Origin of the sequence: Stutzerimonas stutzeri (assembly GCF_024448715.1) — a bacterium.
GTDB lineage: Bacteria > Pseudomonadota > Gammaproteobacteria > Pseudomonadales > Pseudomonadaceae > Stutzerimonas > Stutzerimonas stutzeri_AR.
The window spans coordinates 64699-86754 of record NZ_JAMOHZ010000011.1 but is presented as its reverse complement, the minus strand read 5'-3'; the positions used below and the strand labels follow the sequence as shown (position 1 = coordinate 86754).

At 59.5% G+C, this 22056-nt stretch carries 20 protein-coding genes; 10 read left to right on the top strand and 10 right to left on the bottom strand.

What is annotated here, in order from left to right; genetic code table 11:
- The first annotated feature begins 180 nt into the window (after window positions 1-180).
- Window positions 181-1308, top strand: a complete 1128-nt coding sequence (locus NAV33_RS20260) for a DUF3182 family protein (RefSeq protein ID WP_255983438.1) — start codon at window positions 181-183, stop codon at window positions 1306-1308.
- Complete coding sequence (locus tag NAV33_RS20255; RefSeq protein WP_255983436.1) at window positions 1292-2065, top strand: alpha/beta hydrolase family protein; 774 nt, start codon at window positions 1292-1294, stop codon at window positions 2063-2065. Before NAV33_RS20260 ends, NAV33_RS20255 begins: the two co-directional genes overlap by 17 nt.
- Here NAV33_RS20255 and NAV33_RS20250 read toward each other — a convergent pair.
- Genes NAV33_RS20250 through NAV33_RS20230 form a run of 5 tightly spaced genes read right to left on the bottom strand, consistent with a single transcriptional unit; the run spans window position 2062 to window position 7626 of the window.
- Window positions 2062-3087, bottom strand: coding sequence for an ion transporter (locus NAV33_RS20250; protein ID WP_255983434.1), 1026 nt, complete (start codon window positions 3085-3087; stop codon window positions 2062-2064). The genes NAV33_RS20255 and NAV33_RS20250 overlap by 4 nt on opposite strands.
- Window positions 3080-3670, bottom strand: a complete 591-nt coding sequence (locus tag NAV33_RS20245; protein ID WP_255983432.1) for a cob(I)yrinic acid a,c-diamide adenosyltransferase — start codon at window positions 3668-3670, stop codon at window positions 3080-3082. The genes NAV33_RS20250 and NAV33_RS20245 overlap by 8 nt, the downstream gene beginning before the upstream one ends.
- Window positions 3671-3685: 15 nt before the next feature.
- Entirely contained in the window at window positions 3686-5701 is a 2016-nt protein-coding gene (locus NAV33_RS20240) for a sensor histidine kinase (RefSeq protein ID WP_255983430.1), read from the bottom strand.
- A gap of 42 nt (window positions 5702-5743) precedes the next feature.
- Window positions 5744-6661 carry a putative 2-dehydropantoate 2-reductase gene (locus NAV33_RS20235; RefSeq protein ID WP_255983428.1) on the bottom strand — a complete coding sequence of 306 codons (918 nt, stop codon included), beginning with the start codon at window positions 6659-6661 and terminating at the stop codon, window positions 5744-5746.
- Window positions 6661-7626 carry a GGDEF domain-containing response regulator gene (locus tag NAV33_RS20230; protein WP_255983426.1) on the bottom strand — a complete coding sequence of 322 codons (966 nt, stop codon included), beginning with the start codon at window positions 7624-7626 and terminating at the stop codon, window positions 6661-6663. Before NAV33_RS20230 ends, NAV33_RS20235 begins: the two co-directional genes overlap by 1 nt.
- A gap of 146 nt (window positions 7627-7772) precedes the next feature.
- Here NAV33_RS20230 and NAV33_RS20225 point away from each other — a divergent pair, with 146 nt between their 5' ends.
- A complete protein-coding gene (locus NAV33_RS20225) occupies window positions 7773-8252 on the top strand; it encodes a YajQ family cyclic di-GMP-binding protein (protein ID WP_255983424.1) in 480 nt (159 codons plus the stop codon).
- Between the two features lie 82 nt (window positions 8253-8334).
- On the top strand, window positions 8335-9159 hold the full coding sequence (locus tag NAV33_RS20220) for a mechanosensitive ion channel family protein (protein ID WP_255983422.1): 825 nt from the start codon (window positions 8335-8337) through the stop codon (window positions 9157-9159).
- A gap of 228 nt (window positions 9160-9387) precedes the next feature.
- Here NAV33_RS20220 and NAV33_RS20215 read toward each other — a convergent pair whose 3' ends face one another.
- Complete coding sequence (locus NAV33_RS20215; RefSeq protein WP_255983421.1) at window positions 9388-11088, bottom strand: AmpG family muropeptide MFS transporter; 1701 nt, start codon at window positions 11086-11088, stop codon at window positions 9388-9390.
- Window positions 11089-11122: 34 nt separating this feature from the next.
- Complete coding sequence (locus tag NAV33_RS20210) at window positions 11123-11482, bottom strand: MGMT family protein (protein WP_255983419.1); 360 nt, start codon at window positions 11480-11482, stop codon at window positions 11123-11125.
- Between the two features lie 146 nt (window positions 11483-11628).
- Between NAV33_RS20210 and NAV33_RS20205 the strand changes: the two genes are divergently transcribed.
- Window positions 11629-12633, top strand: coding sequence for a DUF481 domain-containing protein (locus NAV33_RS20205; RefSeq protein WP_255983417.1), 1005 nt, complete (start codon window positions 11629-11631; stop codon window positions 12631-12633).
- Window positions 12634-12734: 101 nt separating this feature from the next.
- Here the strand turns inward: NAV33_RS20205 and NAV33_RS20200 are convergent, their stop codons facing one another.
- Window positions 12735-13493 (bottom strand): SDR family oxidoreductase, encoded by a 759-nt coding sequence (locus NAV33_RS20200; RefSeq protein WP_255983415.1) that lies wholly within the window; start codon window positions 13491-13493, stop codon window positions 12735-12737.
- Window positions 13494-13598: 105 nt separating this feature from the next.
- Between NAV33_RS20200 and NAV33_RS20195 the strand changes: the two genes are divergently transcribed.
- From NAV33_RS20195 to NAV33_RS20175, 5 genes are all read left to right on the top strand, one after another.
- Window positions 13599-14303 (top strand): HugZ family protein, encoded by a 705-nt coding sequence (locus NAV33_RS20195; protein ID WP_255983413.1) that lies wholly within the window; start codon window positions 13599-13601, stop codon window positions 14301-14303.
- A gap of 126 nt (window positions 14304-14429) precedes the next feature.
- The gene (locus tag NAV33_RS20190) at window positions 14430-14894 is read left to right on the top strand and encodes an FxsA family protein (RefSeq protein ID WP_255983411.1); all 465 of its coding nucleotides are present in this window, start codon (window positions 14430-14432) and stop codon (window positions 14892-14894) included.
- A 253-nt stretch (window positions 14895-15147) separates the two neighbouring features.
- Entirely contained in the window at window positions 15148-15441 is a 294-nt protein-coding gene (locus NAV33_RS20185; RefSeq protein ID WP_255983409.1) for a co-chaperone GroES, read from the top strand.
- A gap of 57 nt (window positions 15442-15498) precedes the next feature.
- Window positions 15499-17148, top strand: coding sequence for a chaperonin GroEL (gene groL / locus NAV33_RS20180; RefSeq protein ID WP_255983407.1), 1650 nt, complete (start codon window positions 15499-15501; stop codon window positions 17146-17148).
- A gap of 324 nt (window positions 17149-17472) precedes the next feature.
- On the top strand, window positions 17473-17703 hold the full coding sequence (locus tag NAV33_RS20175; protein WP_255983405.1) for a hypothetical protein: 231 nt from the start codon (window positions 17473-17475) through the stop codon (window positions 17701-17703).
- 75 nt (window positions 17704-17778) lie between these two features.
- Here the strand turns inward: NAV33_RS20175 and NAV33_RS20170 are convergent, their stop codons facing one another.
- Both NAV33_RS20170 and NAV33_RS20165 read right to left on the bottom strand, forming a co-directional pair.
- Entirely contained in the window at window positions 17779-20820 is a 3042-nt protein-coding gene (locus NAV33_RS20170; RefSeq protein WP_255983403.1) for a multidrug efflux RND transporter permease subunit, read from the bottom strand.
- A gap of 28 nt (window positions 20821-20848) precedes the next feature.
- Window positions 20849-22003 (bottom strand): efflux RND transporter periplasmic adaptor subunit, encoded by a 1155-nt coding sequence (locus NAV33_RS20165; protein ID WP_255983401.1) that lies wholly within the window; start codon window positions 22001-22003, stop codon window positions 20849-20851.
- Window positions 22004-22056 lie beyond the last annotated feature (53 nt).

Here is a 22056-nt window from a genome sequence, read left to right as displayed (position 1 = left end):
TTTTTCGTTCCATCGATTTTCCAATGTTCGATCTGGCCGGCTGCAAAAGGATAGATAGCCAATATCAGGGGTCTATCCCGTTACACCGGATCCGCTTTGGCTCGGGTGGTAACGAGCGAAACGGGTGGCGATCGTCCAGCCGTCGTACATGTACCAGCAGTCCATGGAGCGAGCCCACAGATGATCAATGCGGATGCGCCGCACACGCCCCGCCGGGTCGTAGTCACCCTGGCCAATCGATCCAATTACCCGGAACACGAGAGGGTCGTCCACGAGCAGCTCGCAAGGAGACTTGCCGCGCTTCAGGGGCTGGTGTTCATGGGCGAATACGACTGCGACATCGACTATTCACATCCGCTCTACTTCGTGCCGCCTGGAACCATTGTCGGCACGGACGCCGCGCGCGAATTGGGCCTCGAAAGCGAGGAAGACCTGTTCGGTGGCGTGGTGCCGCAGGCCTTCATCGAGACAAAGGCCATCACTCATCCGCTGGTACGGCCCGATGCCGACGCGCCCTTTGGCTGGTCGCGCGACTTCGCCAGCCGAGTGACGGGCAGTGTACTGCCTGGCTATAGCGTTTTTTCGCTGCCTGACGCACGCGAGGCCGGGCGGCGACTGCTGCACGAAGGCCCGCTGCGGCTGAAGCCTGTGTTAGCCACCGGAGGCCGAGGGCAGGCGCAGATCAGCACCGAGCAAGAGTTGGATCAGGCACTCGAGCACATCGACGAGCAGGAGCTGGCTCGTCACGGTTTGGTCCTCGAAGCCAATCTGGAGCATGTGACCACCTTTAGCGTTGGGCAGATTCGCGTTGCCGGTAAGACCGTCAGCTACTACGGCACCCAGCGTCTGACGCAGGACAACAGTGGCGAAACGGTTTACGGCGGGTCGGATCTGGTGGTTTGTGACGGTGATTACGACACCCTGTTGGGGCTCGATCTGCCGGAAAAGGCTCGATTGGCAGTGATGCAGGCGCAGGTCTACGACGAAGCCGCATCAGCGTGCTTCCGGGGCTTTTTCGCGTCCCGCCGCAACTACGATGTCGCCCAGGGCATCGACGGGCGCGGGCGTGCCTGTTCCGGTGTGCTGGAGCAATCCTGGCGAATCGGCGGCGCCAGTGGGGCGGAAATCGCTGCGCTCGAAGCCTTCAGTAAGGGCGCGAGCGGTGTAGTTCAGGCCTCCACCGTAGAGCTTTACGGTGAGGCGCAAAGCGTCCCGCCTGGCGCAATCGTGCTGTTTCGCGATGAAGACGCCGATGTGGGCTTCATAACCAAGTACGTAACGGTGAGGGATCATGGCAACCCACAGTGAAAGCGTAGACATCCTGGTTGACGACGAACATATCGCCGGTACCTTTCTGTCGCCTCCGACCAAGCTACCCGGTGTGCTCTTCGTACATGGCTGGGGTGGCAGCCAGGAACGCGACCTGACGCGCGCCAGAGGCATCGCCGGTCTCGGCTGCATTTGTCTGTCGTTCGACCTGCGTGGGCATGCCCTGACCTTGGCGCAACAGCAGACCGTCACGCGCGAGCAGAACCTGAACGATCTATTGGCCGCCTACGACCTGTTGGTGCAGCATCCGAACATCGACTCATCGGCCATCGCCGTGGTTGGCACTAGCTATGGGGGTTATCTGGCGGCGCTACTCACCTCCTTGCGACCCGTGAAATGGTTGGCCATGCGCGTACCGGCGCTGTACTCGGACGACGATTGGATGGTGCCCAAGCGTCAACTGAATCGTGATTTGCTCAATCAGCTGCGCGGTCGGCGTGTCGTTGCCGAAGAGAATCGGGCGCTAGCGGCCTGTGCCTCGTTTCACGGCGACGTGCTGATCGTCGAGTCGGAGCATGATCATCTGGTCCCGCATACGACGATCATGAACTACCGTGCGGCGTTCCATCAGACTCACTCGCTGACCCACCGCATCATCCTGGGTGCAGATCACGCCTTGACCAGCGATTGTTGCCAAAAGGCCTATACGGACATCCTGGTCAAGTGGGCGACCGAGATGGTGGTTGGTGCGCGCCTGGATCAGCAGGAAGGCGCTGCGGCTGCCGCAAGATCCTAGCCTGGCGGAGTAGGCGGCTGGATCGGACCGACGAAGCGGCTCCAGCGGCGATCGAGCACTTGCTGCTTGAGCACCTCGATAACGTCCACCAGCAGCTCTTCCAGGGCCAAGTCAGTGTCCTCATCCTGATAGACCCAGGCTTCGAAAAACTCGTCGGCCAGGCTGCGTGCCAATCGCTGGAATTGCGGACTTTGCAGCCCGTCGGCCGCACCTTGCAGCAGCCGTGCAGCAATATCGGCGAGCGCCTCGTCCAAGGTGTCGGCGACTCTGCCACCCAATGGTAGGCGGCGCAGGCTGGCCACCTCGGGGTTGTTCGCAAGTGCCTGGTGAATCAATCCGCCCACATAACCTTCGATGGCGCCACGATGGTCGCGGTAGCCGCTCTCCAGCATCCCCTGCAACCGCCGTGACAAATCATTCAGCAAGCGATCCTTGCGCGGTCGCACGACTTCTTGCAGCAAGCGTCGGGATAGGTCATCGCTGGCACCGATCTCCTGCTGCAGGCGGCTGAACAGGCGCACCATAACCCGGTCCGCAAGCTCTTCCAGCAGCATCAGGTAGTAGCGTTTGACCAGTCCATAGACGGCCCAGCTGCGAATGTCGATCAGGCCCAGCCGCTGAAGCCGGATCAGCAAACTGCCTACCCGCAACACACGTAACCAGCGGAACCCGCTTAGCGGAATGCAGCCGAGTACGTCGTACCAGTGTGCGAAGGGGTAGTAGTACCAGCGGGCATAGCGCCGCTCGAACAACGCAACGGTCCAGCCAAGGATCACATCGAGAATGAATACCGCGACGAAACATAGATCGATCAGTTGAAAGTTGCGGTGGACGATCGTCTCGTACTGCTGATGCAATCCAGGCAACCAGCTGGCGAACATTTGGTTGATCGGCTGCACGATGAATAGGCTGTCGAACAGGATCAGTCCCAGGTTGATGCAGACCAACAGAACGATGAACGTTTCCCAGGCGGCGTGCAGCCCGTCGAGGGATCGGCGTTGGTCTGCGGCGCGTTCAGCCATCGGCATTGATGGGTGCGTTGGCGGCGTGCCAGAGAATTTCCGCACAGCCCTGGCGACGCGCGATCAGTCGTGCGACGACGAACAGTAGATCCGATAAACGATTGAGATAGGCCAGCCCAACCGGTCGCAGCGGCTCGACGGCGTTGAGCTGCTGACAGCGCCTTTCGCTGGTGCGGGCCATGCTGCGGCATAGATGGGCGAGGGCAATCAGTCGCGAGCCGCCGGGCATGATGAAGTCTTCGAGCGGCCCGAGTTCGGCATTCCAGTGATCTATTGCGGCCTCCAGGCGGGCTACCTCGGCTTCCGTCAACGCCTGATATTCCGGCATCGCCAGTTCACCACCCAGATCGAACAGGCGGTGTTGGCAAGGCGCTAATACCTCGATCAGCTCAGCCAGATCCGGCCATTGCACCTGGGCTTCGGCAAGCTCGGCGAGTAGCAGGCCCAACTGGCTATTGAGCGTATCGATCTCGCCCATGGCTTCGACCCGCGGGTGATCCTTGGGCACGCGACGGCCGTCGGCCAGTCCGGTTTCTCCGGTATCGCCGGTGCGTGTATAGATTTTCGAAAGTCGATTGCCCATCTGCGATTCCTTGGTTCAGGTGTCGTTGGCCTCGGACGGCGATACCAGCGGCAGACGCAGGGTAAAGGTGGTGCCCTGGTCCGGCCTGCACTGCACTTCCATTTGGCCTTTGTGATTGTTGGTGATGATGAAATACGAGACGGAAAGTCCCAACCCGGTTCCCTGGCCTACTTCCTTGGTGGTGAAAAAAGGCTCGAAGATTCGCTTGCGGATGTGTTCGGGTATGCCGACACCGTTGTCTTCCACCTGGATTTCGGCCCATGGCGGGTTCAACCGCGTGCGCAGGATGATCTGCCCTCGCGTCCGCTCGGGTTTCTGGTGAATGGCCTGCGCAGCGTTTTTCAGCAGGTTCAGCAATACCTGTTCGAGTTCGTTGCCGATGCAGGGCACGCGATCTACCTGTGGATCGAAGTCGCGGACTATTTCGATGGAGCGAAAATCGAAGCTATCGATCAGGGCGAAGTCGTTGCCTGCGATCTCCAGCGCCTGGTCGATCAACACGGTCAGTTGGCATTCAGCCAGTTGCCGGTTGCTCAGACGACTGAAGCTCAGCATATGGCTGACGATCTTCGCCGCACGTGAGCCGGCTTGTTGGATACCATCGAGCAGCTGCGGTATTTCCCGCCGCTGCAGATATTGGTTGACTGCTTCCAGCAACACGCCGGTTTCATCGGCCGCCTCGCGGTTTCGCTCCAAGTCGGGAGACAGGCGTCGGCGGATGTTCTGTGCGTTGTGCAGAATTGCACCGAGAGGGTTGTTGATCTCGTGCGCCATGCCGGCGGCCAGGCTGCCCACAGAAAGCATTTTTTCCGACTGCACCATGATTTCTTCCATATTGATGCGCTCGGTGATGTCGTCGATGCGAATTACCACGCCGCGGCCGCCGCCTCCCATCAGTGGATAGAGCGTCAGCGCGTAATGCCGGGGCTGATCGTTGAACGTCCAGGTGACGCGCTCGATCTTCTCCACCTGATGCCGTTCGGATGTACGGCGAATCTGTGTGAGAAAGGGCTTAAGCGGCTCGAAGGCAATGAATACCGGCTGGTTCAGCGCATCGTCGATAGAGGTGCCGGAGAGCGCGCTGGCCTGCTGGTTCCACTGGGTCACGTAGAGTTGCTCGTCTAACGCGATCAGGACCGATGGCATCGAGTCGATGATGCTGTTCAGGTAGTTCTGAAAGCCGGTGAGCTTTTTTTCGATCTTGCTGCGGACCTGAACCTCCAGCTCCAGCTTGCGGTTGGAGTGACGGGTTTCCTCCGCCAGCCCCTGGGCATGGTCAAAGGCGTCCTGGGCATCGTCTCGGGCGCGCTTGAGCTGCTGCTCGCGGGCCTCCATACGCGACAGCATGGTGTTGAACGCATCGGCAAGGTGACCGATCTCGTCCTGGTTTCTGGGCGTCGCCCGCAATGAGTAGTTTTCCTCACGCGTCACCTGACGGGACAGGGCTTCAAGGTCGCGGATCGGGCGGGTGATCAACCTGCGTATCTGCCGCGCGACCAAGACCCACAGCAACAGACTGGCCACGAGAATTGCAACGCTGGCGGTCAGGGTGCCGGTATAGAAAGCGCCAGGCAATTCGCTGCTGGCGACGATTAGAAAGTGACCCGGCGGGCCTGCTGCTTGCGGCAGCTCAACCAATAGGTTGGCGCGCATTTCGGTCATCTGCCATGCCGGAAGCTTGCTGATATGCTGCGGCAGGTCCAGCGGGTCGCCGCGATACAGTTGCGCCAGGCTTCGGCCAGTGCTGTCGTAGATCATGGCTGCACGTAGCGGGGCGTAGTCGTTCAACTTCTGCAGCAGTTCGTTGGCAGCCGCTTCGGATTCGAGGGCGCGGTTGCTCAGTTCGGGTGTTGCAAATAGTGCCCCGAGGGTATGCATGGCCTGGGGCGCGACGCTCTGACGGGAGATCCAGTAAGCGGCACTGATGAACGCGAGGTTGGAAACCAGCAGTACCGTAGCAAGCAGTACGAGCAGGGCGATCAGCAACTTGCGGCCGACCGGGAGATTTTCGAGACGCTGGCGCAGGGTCATGGCAGGCACGGGCGAGGGGTGTTTCAGCAGGGTAGCGGTGCCTCAGTCCGCGGGCAATCCGTGACGGTGCAGGAAAGTTTGAAGCTGCTCCAGCAGCTTGTGCAGCTCGACCGCCGCCAGACCATGCTGCCGAGCCGCCTGACAGGCCTGGCCGAGCAGAAAGCTGATTTCGGTCCGACGCCCGCTTCGCACGTCCTGATGCATCGACGAGTAATTGTTGGCAGTGGCCTCGATTACGCGCAGCACTTCTTCTTCGAGCCCGCGGGCCGCATCGCCCTGATTGCACGCCGTGAGTATTTCGCGGAGCTCATTGCAAAGCGTGTGTAGCTGTTCGCGGTGAATCAGCAATTCACCGTTGCGGCAATCATGCAGAACGGTCAGCGGATTGATTGCACAATTGAGTGCCAGCTTGCGCCACAACTTGCCCAGGATGTCGGCGGTCCAGTCGTGCGGAATGCCTGCGGCGACCAATTCATCCAGCCATGGCGGTGGGTTTCGATGGTTGGGTTCGCCAAGCCAGTTCTGCCCTTGGCCGGCGTGTACGATCTGGAAATCCGCCTGACGGTAGGCTCCTTCGGTACTGGAAACGAAGACGCAGCGGCTTTCTGGCCAGCGCGCCGCGATGGCTTGCTGACTGCCCAGACCGTTCTGCAACAGGAGGATTTCCGAACCATTCGACAGCCGTGGCGCCACCTCGGCGATTGCGGCTTCGGCATCGTAGGCTTTGCAGGCAACCAGCAGCCGTCGTATCGGCGCGGCAGCATCCGGCAGCTCGGCGGGCACTGGATAGAGATTGGTCATGCCATCCTCGGTCAGGCTGAGGCCACCGGCGGCGTGGTAATCGGCAAGTCGTCCAGGGTTGCGCAGAACGATCCGCAGCGGCATGCCGGCGCGGAACAGGCGCGCTGCCCAGAGCCCTCCGAGGCTCCCAGCGCCGAGAACGTGCCAGGTAACGGTCATCAGGCGGGTTGCCTGTAACGCAGGGGGACGATACGGCCCGTGGTGTATGCATCGGGCAGCAAAGCCTCGGCGCGTTCGAACACCAGCCGCGGGTCAACGGGCAGAGCTCCTGCGTCGAGGCTGACCAGACCGATGCCGGCCTTGACCGAGATGAAGCCTTCGCTGGTCTTGAAGGCCTTGAGGTTCAGCCCCTCGTGCAGACGTTTGAAGCTGCTTGGCGAGCAACCTTGCAGATCGTCGACCAGAGCAAGCAGGCCGAAGTGGTTGTCATCCAGTCGGGTGAGGATATCCAGCGGTCGTACCAGCTGCTGCAGGCGCCGCGCCACACCGCGCAGCAGTTCATGATGGAAATGTTCACCGTAGCGCTGCCGCTGGCTGGCGATTTCCGGAAGACCGATCGCCAGGTAGCACAGTGCTCCGCCACGGCTTTCGATCTGACGCAGGCTGTCGCCGAGTTTTTGCCTGAGATAACGTGTGTTGCCGAGGCCTGTGACCGGGTCGATCAGGTTGCGCTGTTCAAGACTGGCGATGTTTTCGGTCAGCAGGCGGTTTTCCCGCATCAGTCGCTGCAGGGAGCCGCAGATGCGATCAGCGGCGTAAATCCGTGGCACCAGTTGGTCGTTCATAGCCGACTTGCCAATGAAGTCATCCACACCGTGATCGAAAGCCTTGCTCAATACGTCCTGACCGTCGCGCCCGGTAAGCAGGATGATATAGGTGTAGTGATCGGACATTTCGTCCTGCTGGCGCACCTGGCCGGTTAGTTCCAAGCCGTCCATTTCAGGCATCAACCAGTCGGCGAGCAGAACATTGGCTGGGCGCTGCTCGATCAGCTCCAACGCGGCGCTGGCGCTATTGGCGAAGCGGACATCTTCATAACCGGCCTTGGACAGGACGCGACCGATCATCACGCTGGAAAACTTGGCGTCGTCGACCACCAGGATGCTGAGTTGAGGGTTGGGCATGCAGGAGCTCAGTGAAGAGGGGGATTGCCATAACATGGGTGGTCGGGCGTTACTGGCCTGAACAGTTATAATGATGGCGCATTTGAACCGTCAAGCTAAGCGCGCTGGATCACACCGTCGCGCCGTTTTCTATCTGGAGGAAGCCCATGCCCTCGTTCGACGTGGTGTCCGAATTGGACAAGCACGAAGTCACCAACGCCGTCGACAACGCTGTCAAGGAACTGGATCGGCGTTACGATCTGCGCGGTAAAGGCAGTTTCGAGTTCAAGGAACTGACGGTCCATTTGACTGCGGATGCCGATTTCCAGCTTGAGCAGATGCTGGAAATCCTCAAGCTGAGCCTGGTCAAGCGCAAGATCGATATCCAGTGTCTGGAATTCAAGGATCCGTTCCCCTCCGGAAAATCAGTCAAGCAAGACGTCGTGCTGCGCGAGGGTATCGACAAGGAGCTGGCGAAGAAGATCGTCGCCTATATCAAAGAGGCCAAGCTCAAGGTCCAGGCAGCTATCCAGGGTGAGCAGGTTCGGGTAACCGGCAAGAAACGCGACGATTTGCAGGAAGCCATCGCGCTGCTGCGAGCCAAGGATTTCGGTATGCCGCTGCAATTCAACAACTTCCGCGACTGATTACCTGCACGCTAGCGTGCCGTTCCCGCTTTAACCGAGCGGTCCTCCCGGATCGTTCGGTGTCTTAAGGAGATTCCTACTGATGGATTTCAGTGTCGATTATCTGGTCGATCTTTCCGAGGCATGGTTGCCGATCGTTCTTCAATACGGTGCTCAGCTATTGCTGGCGCTAGCGACCTTCCTGATTGGCTGGTGGCTGATCAACAAGCTCGTCAGCAAGCTCGGCGGTCTGCTACAGCGACGCCAGGTCGATCCTTCGCTGCACGGTTTCATCGAGAGCCTTTCGGGTATCGTGCTGAAGATCCTGCTGCTGGTCAGCGTGGCATCGATGATCGGGGTGGAAACGACCTCGTTTATCGCGGTAATCGGTGCGGCCGGTCTGGCCATTGGTCTAGCGCTGCAAGGCAGCCTGGCCAATTTTGCTGGCGGGGTGTTGATTCTGCTGTTTCGCCCGATCCGCGTGGGTGAATGGATCGAAGCCCAGGGTGTCGCCGGGACTGTGCATTCAATTCAGATCTTCCATACGATCCTCAAGTCCGGCGACAACAAGACCATCGTGGTGCCCAATGGCAGCCTGTCCAACGGCCACATCACCAATTATTCCCGTGAACCGCGTCGTCGCGCCGATATCAACATCGGTATCGATTACGGCTCGGATATCAAGCTGGCACGCAAGATTCTGTTGGAAATCGCCGATGACGAACGCGTGCTGCGCGATCCAGAGCCGGTGGTCTATGTCACCGCCCTGGCTGATAACTCGGTGAATCTATCGCTACGGGTGTGGGTGGCAACCGGTGACTTCTGGCCAGTGACTTTCGAATTTACCGAGCGGGTGAAGGAAAGCTTCGACGAGGCGGGGATCGGTATTCCGTTTCCGCAGCGTGTGGTGCATCTGGTTCAGAGTTGAGGTTCAATCAGAAAAAACCGGCAAGTCAGGCTGTGTGAAAACTACTGCGCTCGGTTAGGCCGCGTTAAAAGCAGGCTCGGATGCGAGCCCAGTCGGAATGCTCATTTACAGCTCGTAAACTCGAGTGCGAGCCCAGTCCGCTTCCTCGCCTGTTTTTGTGGGGACGCCTAGTTCTTGCCTAACCTTCGCTCGCTACGTTTACACACGGCCTGAAGTGCCGGTTTTTTTTCAGCTTCGCTCGGTGGTGGCCTGCGGATCGGCCGTATCCAGTTGCCGGCGGCTGCGTGACCATTGCCAGACGATCAGCACAAGGGTCGGTACGCCGAGCAACGCGGTAACCAGGAAGAAGTCGCTGTAGCCGAGATGCTCCACCATGACACCGGAGTAGCCGCCGAGCAGGCGTGGCAACAGCAGCATCAACGAACTCAGCAAGGCGTACTGGGTGGCCGAGAACTTCAGGTTGGTCAGGCTCGACAGGTAGGCCACGAAGGCGGTGGAGGCCAGGCCACCGCTGAAGTTATCGCAGGAAATGGTCACGATCAGCATGTTCAGGTGCGCGCCCATTTCCACCAGCAGCATGAACATGAGATTGGTTGCCGCGGATGCAACTCCGCCGAGGAACAGGATCGGGAGGATGCTGAAACGTACAATCAACAGACCACCGAAAGCCGCACCGAGCAAGGTCATGATTAACCCGAACAGCTTGCTGACGCTGGCGATTTGATCCTTGCTAAAGCCTTGGTCGATATAGAAGACATTGGCCATGACGCCCATCACCGTGTCGGACATCCGGTACGTGGCAATCAACCCCAGCAACAGCAAAGCCTGCCAGCGATAGCGCAGGATGAAGTCGGTGATAGGTGTAAGGACCGGGCCCATCAGCACCCGGCCGGGCCCAGACAGGCAGCCCCAGCAGATCAGCAGGTACATGGTGCCGCGTGGCCAGTAACCTCCCCAGTAGGACTGGAACATGCCGGTGGTCGATACCATCAGGATGATCAGCACGATCACCGAGACCGCCTGGTGAACGAAATCGAACCGAGCAGGGCGCTGGCGCTGACCTGCCTGATGCAGCATTTGTCGCACCGGAACCAGCAAGGAGCGGCCCCAAGGCGACAGCGAACCGATGATAAACAGTAGATATAGAGTTGCGCGCGGCCAAGCCTGGGCAATCAGGGCGTTGATCATCGCCGGCACGGAAATGAGCAACACCAGCAACAGGCCAACCGCTGCCAACTGGTGGTTGAAGCTGAACTTCGAGGGCTCATTGGGCAACGGAGCCGCACCTTGGGGCTCCGGAATCAGCAGACTGGTGATCAGCCCCGGCAGAATCAGCAGGGCGAAGGCGATATAGGTGGTCGCCCAGGCGGTCTGGCTGTACTCGAGGTTGGTCGAGCCTAGCCATTCAGCGAGAAATAACGCGCCGGCGCTAGCCAGTAGCATGGCGATGCGGTAACCGGTCATGTAGCTTGCTGCCAACGTCGCTTGCAGCTTGTCTTCGGCGATCTCCAGGCGGTAGGCATCGATGGCGATGTCCTGGGTCGCCGAGGCGAAGGCGACCGCGACGGCCAAAGCGATCAGCATGGTCAGGTTGTGTTGCGGGTTACACAGCGCCATGCCGACCAGGCCAATGGCAATCACCGCCTGTGACAGCACCAGCCAGGAGCGGCGCCGGCCCAGCGCGCCGATCCAGGGCAGGCGCCATTGGTCAAGCATCGGCGACCAGACCCACTTGAAGGCGTAGGCCAGGCTGATCCAGCTGGCAAAACCGATGGTTTCGCGTGATACGCCTGCTTCGCGCAGCCATACCGAGAGCGTTGAAAACACCAGGATTGCCGGGAGGCCTGCGGCGAAGCCGAGCACCAGTAACGTCAGCGAGGCAGGGCTGGCATAGGCGGCGAGGGCGGAGCGCCAGGTTTCACGGGACATATGACGGGACGGAGATAAACATGAAGCGCGCACTCTACCCGCTGTACTCCGCCGAATGCCAGCCGTGCCGACGTATGTCCACGCGGTCGTTAAAGATGGTCACTCCTTCGGCGCGCAGGCGCATGCGCTGCTCGTGCCCGGCAGCGCTGCCGGCTGGCAGGCTTAGGCGCCCTCCGGCGGCGATCACTCTGTGCCAGGGCAGGCTGGTGTCATTGGGTAGTTGCGACATCAGCCTGCCGACCCAGCGTGCTGCACGGCCGAGCCCAGCCATGGCGGCCAGTTCGCCATAGCTCACGACCTTGCCTTCAGGTATTTGTGCCATGACCAAATAGACGGCCGAGCGACGGGACTCGGCATCAGCACCGGGCGGTAACAGAGGCGGTTGCTCAATCATGCTAGATGCTTCCTATGTACGGCTGGCTTGTCGTTCAGAGCAGCACATGAACTAGGCTCCCATTCAGCGGTCAGTGCTTGCTGTAATTAAAAGCATAGGGATAATGCCAGCCTTTTAACCGCACTTACCCAGAATTTCAGCACTTTATGTTCTCCAAAACTCTTTTTTGCGTGTCCCTTTCCGTATTCTCCCTGCCGTCGCTCGCAGATACCGTATGGCTGAAAAATGGTGATCGCCTGACCGGAAAGATCAGCGTGCTCGATGGCGGAAAATTACTTATCGAGACCGATTATGGCGGCTCGATTCCAGTGAAATGGAGTCAGGTCGCAACGCTGGAAAGCAATCAGCAACTACTGGTCAAACAGGACGATGTCACAGGCGAAGTGGCGAAATCGCTGCAGGCCGCCGACGATGGCAAGGTCACTCTGACCAACGGCGGCGCACCGCGCACGGTCGAGCTTGCCAGCATCTCGCAAATCATCCATCCGAAGCCGCTGATCCAGGATCTGACCTGGAAGGGCAACGTGGATGTCGCAATGGACTACAAGCGCGCTGAAACCGATACTGACGACTACGACGTATCCTTCGATACCTCGGCGCGTCATGGCCTTTGGCGCCACAACGCAATCGCCAATTACAACCGTGAATACCGCGATGGCGTCACCGCGACGGACAACTGGGATGCCGAATACGCGCTGGACCGCTTTATCGATGAGCACTGGTTCTGGCAGGGGCGCTTTGAATACAAGCGCGACAAGGTCGAGGATATTCGCCGTCAGCGCACCATAGGTACCGGTCCGGGTTATCAGTTCTGGGACAACGACTTGGGTGCTTTCTCCCTGGCTTCGCTGGTCAACCGCAGTGACTACGAATTTGCGAGCGGAGAGAAGGAAAATTTCTACTCGCTGGCCATGAAGTGGGACTACAACCGTTATCTGGTGGGCAAGACGTTCGAGCTGTTCAGTAACGGCGAAATCGGCAAGCCGCTGGAGAATGTCGCTGATTACGAACTCGATGCCGAGGTGGGCCTGCGCTACAAGGTGACCGACTGGGCATCGCTCAATATGAAAGCCGAAAAAGATATCGTCAGTGGCGCGGAAAGCAATCTCGACGAGACGCGCTACAGCATCGGCTTTGGGATAGGTTGGTAAGCTTCAAACTGCAAGAAAAAGCCGGAGGCTGGACGAGCCAGCGGAGTGACAGCAAATGTAAAAAGCGACGCCCAGTCAAGCGTCGCTTTTTACTTGCGTCTTTACAGGCGCAGCCCGCCGTCCAGCTCCAAAATTCGCCCGGTGTAATAGTCGTTCTCGAAAATGTACGCGACCGAGTGGGCGATCTCCATGGGCTTGCCGAGTCGCTTGAGCGGAATGCCGGCCGTCATCTTCTCGAGTGCTTCGGGTTTCATGCTGGCGACCATTTCGGTTTCGATGAAGCCCGGCGCAACACCCGCAACGCGTATGCCGTAGCGCGCCAGTTCCTTGGCCCAAACCACTGTATCGGCAGCGACACCGGCCTTGGCAGCCGAGTAGTTCGCCTGGCCCATGTTGCCGGCGCGCGAGATCGAGGAGATGTTGACGATCGCGCCCTGACGCTTCAGTTCGATCATCTTTGCCGCTACCTCACGGGTGCAGAGGAATACCCCGGTCAGGTTGACGTCGATTACAGCCTGCCATTGCGCCAGGCTCATCTTTGACAGTTCGCCGTCTTTTACCTTGATGGTCAGGCCATCACGGAGGATGCCGGCATTGTTGACGAGGCCATCGAGGCCGCCGAAGTCATCGCTGACCTGGCTCACCATGTGGCTGACCTGTTCTTCATTGGCGACGTTGCACAGATAGGCTCGCGCATCGCCACCGGCGCTCTTGCAGGCCGCTACAGCTTCGTTCAGACGATCCTGATTGAGGTCGACCAATGCCAGCCGTGCGCCTTTGCCAGCGAGGTACTCCCCCATCGCGCGTCCGAGGCCCTGGCCGCCACCGGTGATAATGATGACCTTGTCTTTGAGCTGCATGCGAATCTCCTTTTGGTAGTTCTGCTGCGAGAAACGACGCCCCAGCAGGTGAAACCGTTATGCTGAGCACCCCGTTGAATCAAACAAACTTATCGAGGAGCCCCTGTGAGCGCTGAAGCCGTCAAGCATGCCCGACAACTCCTACTCAAGGAATACCGTGGCGTGCTCTCTACGCACTCCCAGGCGATGCCCGGATATCCCTTCGGGTCGGCGGTACCCTACTGCCTGAGTGAGGACGGCTGTCCGCTGATCCTGATCAGCCGCATTGCCCAGCACACGAAAAACCTCAAAGCCGATCCGCGTTGCTCGTTGCTAATCGCAGAGCGCGGCGCTGAAGACGTGCAGGCAACCGGCCGTCTGACCATGCTGGCCGAGGCGCGGCTGCTCACCGAATCGCTGGCCATCGACGCGGCAGCCGAGCGCTACTACCGCTACTTCCCCGAGTCACGCGATTACCACCGCGTACACGATTTCGATTTCTGCGTCCTGCAACCGGTGCGCTGGCGCTACATCGGTGGCTTCGGTGCGATTCACTGGTTGGACGGCGTTGCTCTGGCCAATCCGTTCGCCCAGGCTGATGGTGGCGAAGGCGAAATGCTCGAGCATATGAATAGCGACCATGCTGCGGCGATCGCCCATTACGTCGAGCGGGCAGGGTTGCCGCCAGCTCCTGAGGCCTCAATGGTCGGTATTGATAGCGAAGGCTTTCATCTACGCATCGGTCAGGCCATCCACTGGCTGGCGTTCCCAGCTTCTTGCCGCAACCCAGGCGCGGTGCGACAGGCGCTGGTGGCGATGGCCCGGAACTGATTCAGCCTGACGTAAGCGTAGGGGCGAATAATTCGGTTACAGCCTCTTTCACGAACGGGTTGAATTCGGCGCAGACTGCCGTCATTTACACGAGATCGGAAGCCGTTCTTCCGTCAAGGACTATCGATGCGCATTTTCTTATTGCTGTTTCTCCTGTTTCCGCTGGCCGAGCTGGCGTTGCTGATCAAGGTCGGCAGCTCCATCGGTGTGATACCTACCATCCTGCTGCTGCTGATCAGCGGCATGGCCGGCATTCTGCTGTTGCGTCTGGCAGGTTTTGCCACCGCTTGGCGTGCGCGCGAGCGGCTGGCTCGCGGCGAACTGCCGGAGCGGGAAATGCTCCAGGGCCTGATGATGGCCGTCGCGGGCGGTTTGCTGTTCCTGCCGGGCTTTCTCAGCGACATCATCGCATTACTGGTGCTGTTTCCACCGTCGCGCAAGCTGTTTCTGGGCATCGTCCGCCGCCGCGTCGAAGCTCAGGCAGAGCGCCGTCGCGCGTTTGCCGATGATTTGCGCCAACAGCAAGAGCATCGCGCCGGGCCACAGCGTCCAAACGTGATCGAGGGCGAGTGGGAGCGTCGCGATAAGTGACCCCGCTTTTTCGGTCAGAAAACAAGCATGTACAGGCATGTCTTTTAATTTTTTAAGATGTAAAAAATCGCCCCTTTCCCCTTGAAATCCTTTTGCGCGCCCGCATGTAGCGGTCACCGAAAGGTCGCTGTCGAGTTTTGACAGTCCGTCTTCTGCGGCTCGCCTTGCGGGCCGCAACCGGCACCGCCGGATTTGCCAACCCGCCGATGTGATGCATCGGCATGGAAACCACTGTACTTAGGAGAGATCGACAATGAAGCTTCGTCCTCTGCATGACCGCGTCGTGATTCGTCGCAGCGAAGAAGAAACCAAGACCGCAGGCGGCATCGTGCTGCCGGGCTCCGCTGCAGAAAAGCCGAACCGTGGCGAAATCGTCGCAGTTGGTACTGGCCGCGTTCTGGACAACGGCGAAGTACGCGCGCTGGCCGTCAGGGTTGGCGACCAGGTCGTATTCGGCCCTTACTCCGGCAGCAATACCGTCAAGGTTGACGGTGAAGATCTGCTGGTGATGAGCGAGAACGAGATTCTCGCCGTCGTCGAAGCCTGATCAGCGCTCGCTCAAAGCGAACTGCGCTCCATCAACAGAATTTGAGGAAGAATCAACATGGCTGCTAAAGAAGTTAAATTTGGCGACTCCGCTCGCAAGAAGATGCTCGCTGGTGTCAACACCCTGGCTGACGCGGTAAAAGCGACCCTCGGCCCGAAAGGCCGTAACGTGGTTCTCGAAAAGAGCTTCGGCGCTCCGACCATCACCAAGGACGGCGTTTCCGTTGCCAAAGAAATCGAGCTGAAGGATCGTTTCGAGAACATGGGCGCGCAGCTGGTCAAGGACGTTGCGTCCAAGGCCAACGACGAAGCCGGTGACGGCACCACTACCGCTACCGTTCTGGCCCAGGCCATCGTCAACGAAGGCCTGAAAGCCGTCGCTGCCGGCATGAACCCGATGGATCTGAAGCGCGGCATCGACAAGGCGACCATCGCCGTTGTTGCCGAGCTGAAGAATCTGGCCAAGCCGTGCACCGACTTCAAAGCCATTGCGCAGGTCGGCACCATCTCCGCCAACTCCGATACTTCCATCGGCGCGATCATCGCTGAAGCCATGGAAAAGGTCGGCAAGGAAGGCGTCATTACCGTTGAGGAAGGCTCGGGCCTGGAAAACGAACTGTCCGTCGTAGAAGGCATGCAGTTCGACCGCGGCTACCTGTCCCCGTACTTCATCAACAAGCCGGACACCATGGTTGCCGAGCTGGACAGCCCGCTGCTGCTGCTGGTTGACAAGAAGATCTCTAACATCCGCGAAATGCTGCCGGTGCTGGAAGCTGTCGCCAAGGCTGGCCGTCCGCTGCTGATCGTTGCTGAAGATGTCGAAGGCGAAGCGCTGGCGACTCTGGTCGTCAACAACATGCGCGGCATCGTCAAGGTTGCTGCGGTCAAGGCGCCTGGCTTCGGCGATCGTCGCAAGGCCATGCTGCAGGACATCGCTATCCTGACTGGCGGTACCGTGATCTCCGAAGAAGTCGGCCTGAGCCTGGAAACCGCTACCCTGGAGCACCTGGGTAACGCCAAGCGTGTCGTCCTGAACAAGGAAAACACCACCATCATCGATGGTGCCGGTCAGCAGGTTGACATCGAAGCCCGTGTTGCGCAGATCCGCAAGCAGGTCGAAGACACCACGTCCGACTACGACAAAGAGAAGCTGCAAGAGCGTCTGGCCAAGCTGGCTGGCGGTGTTGCCGTGATCAAGGTCGGTGCCGGTACCGAAGTCGAGATGAAAGAGAAGAAGGCTCGCGTTGAAGACGCCCTGCACGCTACTCGTGCGGCCGTCGAAGAAGGCGTGGTTCCTGGCGGTGGTGTCGCGCTGGTTCGCGCGCTGCAGGCCATCTCCGAGCTCAAGGGCGAGAACGAAGACCAGAACGTCGGTATCGCTTTGCTGCGCCGCGCTGTCGAAGCACCGCTGCGCCAGATCGTGGCCAACGCTGGCGGCGAGCCGAGTGTGGTTGTTGACAAGGTCAAGCAGGGCGAAGGCAACTTCGGCTTCAACGCTGCGTCCGACACCTACGGCGACATGATCGAGATGGGTATCCTCGATCCGGCCAAGGTTACCCGTTCCGCACTACAGGCTGCTGCCTCGATCGGCGGTCTGATGGTTACCACTGAAGCCATGGTCGCCGAAAGCATCGACGATAAGGCTGCTCCAGCCATGCCGGACATGGGTGGCATGGGCGGTATGGGTGGCATGGGCGGCATGATGTAAGCCAGCCGTTCCGAGTTGTAAAAAAGCCCCGCCTCGTGCGGGGCTTTTTTGTGCGCTTGTGGATGCCTTAGGGAATTGGCAGCGTTCTATCGGCTTTGGGCGGGTTTCGTTGGCAGCAGGGTCGTGCTTCTCGCTCGGATGGGCGAAGTCCATCGCGCACAGACGATGAGTTGCACCCCGCGAGATGCTGCTGACGGGCGGCTTTTTTGCTATGCGTCAGACGCTTTTGCTATTGAGTAACCGCTTGTCATCTTTCTTCGGCACGCTACCCGTTTGTGGACTATGTTGAGCTCCTCGGCTCACGTAATAACAAGGGCTTGCGCGATGAAGCTTGAAATTGCACGAGGATTGTTTTTTATCGGCGCGCTTGGCGTTGCCTCGCTGTGCGCGGCAGCTTGGAGCGAGCCGGATGCCAAGGTCGTGGCGCGCAGTGCGCTCAGTGAGCATTGCCCGGTGCCACGTATGGACAGGGTTTCGGCATCGGGAATACGACCCGATCACGATCTGTTGTTGTTCATGTACGGCTTGTCGCAAAGCTTGGTGGGTCGAGGTTGATTTCCGCTACAGGCCTTGCCCTATCGATAGGGGAGGGAGCGCGACCTTAGAAGAGGGCGATCAGTCGCGCTCAAACTATCTATCGGCTGAAGCCGCGCGGTCCGGGCTTGCTAGCATCGTGTAAACGGCCGGCAGCACGAACAGGGTAAAAAGTGTGCCCACCGTCATCCCCGTGGCGATTACCAGGCCGATGTCGAAGCGACTGACGGCGCCGGCACCGCTGGCCAGAATCAGTGGAACCATGCCGAACACCGTCGCTGCCGTCGTCATCAATACGGGTCGCAGGCGAATTGCCGCCGCTTCCTCTACCGCCGCACGACGACTCATGCCGCGCTCCTGGCGCAGCTGGTTGGCGAACTCGACGATCATGATGCCGTGCTTGCTGATCAGGCCGATCAATGTCACCAGCCCGACCTGGGTATAGATGTTCATGCTCGACAGACCCAGAAACAGCGGCACCAGTGCGCCACAGATCGACAGTGGCACGGTGACAAGAATCACCAGCGGATCGCGGAAGCTCTCGAACTGCGCCGCCAGCACCAGAAAGATCACTGCCAGTGCGAGCGCGAAGGTCGTGTACAGGGCGCTACCCTCCTGAATGTACTGGCGCGATGCGCCGGCGTAATCGAAGCTGAAGCCCTGCGGCGCTTCCTCCTGAGCGATGCTGCGCAGTGTATCGATGGCCTCGCCCATGCTGACGATAGGGAAGCCCTGAATTGTCGCCGCATTAAGCTGTTGAAATTGTTTCAGCTGGGTCGGACGAGCCCGGTCATGCACCTCGATCAGCGTCGACAACGGCAGCATTTCGCCCTGGTCGTTCTTCACGTAATAGTTGCTCAGCCAACCTGGATTGTCCCGGTACGCCTGTTCGACCTGGGCGATTACCTTATAGCTGCGGCCCTCGATAGTGAAACGATTGATCTCGCTCTCGCCGAGCAGGGTGGCCAGCGTCACGCCAAGGTCTTCCATGGTCACGCCCATTTGCGCGGCCTTTTCGCGGTCGATGTCGACGACGATCTCGGGCTTGTCGAATGCCAAGTCCACATCGAGAAAGGCGAACTTGCCGGATGCCTGAGCTTTCTCCTTAATGCGTTCGGTCACTTGCAGTAGCGACTCGTAGTCGTTCGCCGTATTGACCACGAACTGGAACGGCAGGCCTTCGCCGGTGCCGGGCAGGGACGGCAGGTTGAAGCCGAATACCTGCAAGCCAGGGATGTTGTCGATACGCGTTTGAAGTTCCGGCAGCACTTCCATCTGGGTGCGCTCGCGCTCATCCCAAGGCTTCATCAGGAACCCGCCGATACCGCTCTGCACACCGTCGAAACCATTGATCTGGAACCACGAGTAGTACTCGGGAAACGATTTGAAGATTTCCAGAAACTGATCGGTGTAAGCGTTCAGGTAATCAAGATTGGCCGTTTGCGGCGCGCTGGCCATCATGAAGATGATGCCCTGGTCTTCATCCGGTGCCAGTTCGCTTTCGGTGAATTTGAGTAGCGCCGGAATCAGCCCGAGAACGATTACCGCGAACACCAGCACTACAGGGCGGGTATTCAGCGTGCCGTGCAAGGCGTTCTGATAACGCAACTTAAGCCGGTCGAACAGTAGATCCAGCCGATGTGCCAAGCCCGAAGGGTTTTCTTCATGGCGCAACAGTCGTGAGCACATCATAGGTGACAGCGTCAGTGCCACTACGCCGGAAATCAGCACGGCGCCGGCCAGCGTCAGGGCGAATTCCTGAAACAGGGCCCCGGTCAGGCCCTGTAGAAAGCCGATCGGCGCATACACCGCAGCTAAAGTGATAGTCATGGTGACGACCGGCATGGCGATTTCGCGGGCGCCGTCAATGGCCGCCTGGAACGGCGTCTTCCCGTCCTCGATGTGTCGATGGATGTTTTCCACCACGACGATGGCATCGTCCACCACTAGGCCGATCGCCAGTACCATCGCCAGTAGCGTCAGCAGGTTGATCGAGTAACCCATGGTCTGCATGAAGAACATCACGCCGATCATCGACAGCGGTATGGTCACCACCGGAATCAGCACCGAGCGCAGTGAGCCGAGGAACAGGAAGACCACGACGATAACGATGACGACCGCCTCGGCGAGGGTTTTCACCACCTCGTCGATCGAAGCCTGGATGAAGCGCGTGGCATCGTAGGCAATGGTTACCTTCAGGCTTGGTGGGAGCTGCGATTCAATCTCCGGCATCACCGCACGCACTTCGCTGATGACATCCAATGGATTGGCGCTCGGGGTGCCCTTAATGCCGATGTAGACCGAAGGGATGCCGTCAAATGAGCTGATGGCGTTGTAGCTTTCGGCGCCCATCTCGACCCGCGCGACATCTCCGAGTAGCACGCGACTATCGCCTTGAGTCGTCAAGGGTATGGCTGCGAATGCCTCGGGGGTCTTCAATTCGGTGTCTGCGTTGATGCTGGTGACGACGTACTGCCCCTTCACTTCGCCCGCCGCAGAAAGAAAGTTGTACTTACGCACCGCCTCGTTCACATCGCTTGCAGAGAGGCCGTACGCGGCAAGTTTCACCGGATCCAGCCACAGGCGCATGGCGAAGACCTGATTGCCGAGAATCTCCGCCTCGGCCATGCCGGGCAGGGTGGCCAACTTCGGTTGAATGACCCGTGACAGGTAATCGGTGATTTGCGGATTGCTCAGTTGCTCGCTGTAGAAACTGATGTACATGAGCGCGGTGGAGTCGGCGGCTTGCTTGTTCAGTACCGGGTCTTCGGCGTTTTGCGGCAGCTGGTTCTTCACTGAGTTGGCCTGGCTCAACAGTTCGGTGTAGAGCCGGTCGGTGTCGGCGCCGATGCGTGCGTACACTGAGATGACCGAGAGGTTCTGCTGGCTCACCGAAGTCATGTAATCCACGCCTTCGGCGCTGGCCAGACTTTGCTGCAGCGGCTGGGTGATATAGCCCTGGATAGTTTCGGCGTTCGCGCCAGGGTAGGCGGTCGTCACCGTGATCAGTGCGTTTTCCATTTGTGGATACTGGCGGATCACCAAGCTGTTGAAGGCCTGGAAGCCGAGCAGCACGATCAATAGGCTGATCACGCTGGCCAGCACCGGACGGCGAATAAATGGATCAGTAAAAGCCATGACGATCTTTATCCCTGTTGGCGTTGCCTCAGCGGGCGTCGGACCCGCTGTTGGGCTCGAGCTCGAGCGTGCGTTTTTCGGCAACGGCGACGTGAGCACCGGCGTCCAGCTTGAGCTGGCCGGCAATCATCACCTGTTCGCCGGCTTCGAGCCCTTCTAGGATCACCACGCGGCCGTCGCGACGCTCGCCGGTCTTGACGAAACGTCGCTCCACTACCAGATAGGGTTCGCTGCGCTCGGGCGCTTCGGTGTTTTCCTCAGGCTGAGGCGCCTGGCCTTCCTTCACCACCAGCACCGAGTTGCCATACAGGGTGTAGGTGATTGCGGTTTCCGGTATTACGACCTGGGACTGTTCCTCGGGCAATAGAACCTGCAGGTCGGCGAACATGCCGGGCAGCAGGCGTTCGCTAGGGTTGGCCAGCTCTGCGCGGACCTGGACATTGCGGGTGGTGATTTCCACCTTTGGGTTCAGCGCGACGATCGTGCCCTCGAAAGCCTCACCGGGGAAAGCGGCCACCTGGATGCGTACGGACTGGCCGATGGCGAGTAGAGGAACCTGCTGCTCAGCCAGATAGAAGTCGACGAACAAGGTGGACAGGTCCTGTAGCGTGGCGATGGGCGTGCCGGCGGCGACGAAGTCACCGACGTCTACCTGACGGATCCCGATGGTCCCGGAGAACGGCGCGAGAATGCGTTTCTTCGCCAGGCTGGCCTTCAGCTGCGCGACCGCGGCCGCGGCTTTTTGCGACTCGGCGTTGAGTCGGTCGAACTCGCTGCGCGAGATGGCCTGGCTGCCGACCAAGCTGCGGGCGCGTTCGAACTCGACCTTCGCCAAGTGAAGATCGGCCTGAGCCGCTGCCAGGCTTGCCTGTTCGATTTCGCTGTCGAGAAGAACGATCGGCTGGCCCTTGCTCACTTTTTCGCCCGAGCGGAACTGCACATCGCTGACGGTTCCGGCAATTTCTACGGACAGATCGATGCCCTGTGACGCCGTGAGCGTGCCGATTGCCGGAAGCCGACGCTGCCATGGCTGTCGGCGCGATTCGGCAACCTCGACATTGATCGGCGGTTTCGGCGCCTTGAACTGCTGAATCTGTGAATAGATGGAGTTGAATTTAAGGGCGGCGAGGATCAAAACAACGACGATCACCGCGCCCAGCATGAGCAGCATGCGGCGCAACATTTTCCGTATTCCTTGGAGATGAGCCGGCTGGCTACTGCCATGAAATGAGGCAG